Annotated in this window: 1 protein-coding gene; it reads left to right on the forward strand. The window is 73.4% G+C overall.

Annotated features, from left to right (window positions below; genetic code table 11):
• Positions 1 to 1,946: DUF3971 domain-containing protein (locus D180_RS22205; RefSeq protein ID WP_017914498.1), on the forward strand; the 1,946-nt coding region annotated here is incomplete at both ends.

Genomic DNA, 1,946 nt, shown 5'->3' on the forward strand with positions numbered 1-1,946 from the left:
TGATCGCGGTGGCCGGGCTCAGCGACCGGCTTTCGCCCAGCCTGCGCAGTTGGCTGGCGGTGGCGAAGCCGCGTCTGCAGCTGACCCAGGTGGCGGTGAGCGGGGTTACCGGCGGTCCGCTGTACGGCCAGGGGCGGCTGGCGGACGTGGCATTCGCGCCGGCGGGCGGTGCGCCTGGGGTGAGTGGGCTGCGCGGCCGCTTCGACGGCGATGCCCAGGCCGGCGAACTGGCGCTGGAGGCCGGCAGCCCGGTCCGCGTCGACTGGCCCAGCGGCTTCGGCGTGGTCCACCAGGTCCAGTTGGCCGGACGCATCGTCGCCTTCCGCGATGGCGACGGCCTGCGCGTGGCGACCCCCGGGCTGCGCGTGCAGGGCAGCGACTACGGCGCCGACGTGCGCGGCGGGCTGCGCTTCCAGGACGACGGCTCGCGGCCGTGGATCGACCTGGCCGCCGACCTGCAGGACGCGCCGGTGGTGGCGGCGAAGAAGTTCTGGGTCCATTCCAAGATGAGCAAGGCCGCCACCGACTGGCTCGACGCCGCGCTGCAGGGCGGGCGCCTGCGCGACGGCCATGCGCTGGTCTCCGGCGACCTGGACGATTGGCCGTTCGCCGACCACAACGGCCGCTTCGAGGCGACCGCGCGGCTGGAGGACGCCAAGGTGCGCTTCCAGCACGACTGGCCGGCGGTGGAGAACGTGGACGCCAGCGTCGCCTTCATCGGCAACGGCTTCGAGGTGCACGGCCGCGGCAGCATGGGCGGGGTGCCGGTGGAGCAGCTGTCGGCGGCGCTGCCCGACTACAAGGAAGGCCAGCTCAGCGTGCTGGCCAGCACCCGCGCCGAGACCGGCAAGCTGCTGGCGATGCTGCGGCAGAGTCCGCTGCATGCCCATTACGGCGACACCCTGGATGCGCTCAGCGCGTCGGGGCCGGCCGATGTCACCTTCGACCTGCTGCAGCCGCTGCGCGCCGACATCGGCACCCACCACCTGCGCGGCACGGTCGACCTGCTCGGCGCGCATATCGCCGACAAGCGCTGGGACCTGGCCTTCGACGACATGCGCGGCAGCGCCAACTACAGCGATACCGGATTCGCCGCGCAGAAGCTGAGCGTGGCCTACCAGGGCCACCAGGGCGAACTGGCGCTGCGCGCCGGCGACGGCGTGCAGGATCCGCAGCAGGCCTTCGAGGCCGCGCTGAGCGCGTCGCTGGACGCGAACGAACTGCTCGACCGGGTGCCGGAAATGGCCTGGCTCAAGCCGTACGTGCAGGGCCGCTCGCGCTGGAACATCGGCGTCGGCCTGCCCAAGACCCCCGACGGCGGCGCGCAGCCGCCGACCCGGCTGCAACTGCGCTCGGACCTGGTCGGCACCCAACTGCTGATGCCGGCGCCGATGGACAAGGCGCCGACGACGCCGCTGGCGACCTCGGTCAACGTGCCGCTGCCGGTCGGCAGCGGTCGCATCGAGGTGGCCTTCGGCAAGCTGATGGCGCTGGCGGCGCGCAGCCAGGGCGGCAAGACCGGCGTGCGCGTGGTGATGGGCAGCGACCACGTCGCCGACGAACCGCCGGCCAGCGGCCTGGTGGTCAGCGGGCGCACCGCGGCATTGAACGCCATCGACTGGATCGGCGTGGTCAGCCGCCCCGATCCGAACGCCGCCGCGGCCAACGGCGGCGAAGACCCGATGCCGCTGCGGCGCATCGAGATCCTGGCCGACCATCTGCTGTTGCTGGGCGGGGTGTTCGACAACACCCGCCTGCGCCTGCTGCCGCAGGCCGACAGCATCGACGTGCATTTGGACGGCCCGGCCCTGGCCGGCGACCTCAGCGTGCCGACCAAGGACGGCGGCGTGCTCGGCGGACGCCTGGCGCGGGTGCACTGGCGCTCGGCCACGGCCACCTTGCCGGTGGCGAACGGCACGCCGACGGCGGTGGTCGCCACGCCCGCC

The organism is Xanthomonas sp. SHU 166 (assembly GCF_000364685.1).
In the GTDB taxonomy this organism is placed as follows: Bacteria; Pseudomonadota; Gammaproteobacteria; order Xanthomonadales; family Xanthomonadaceae; genus Xanthomonas_A; species Xanthomonas_A sontii.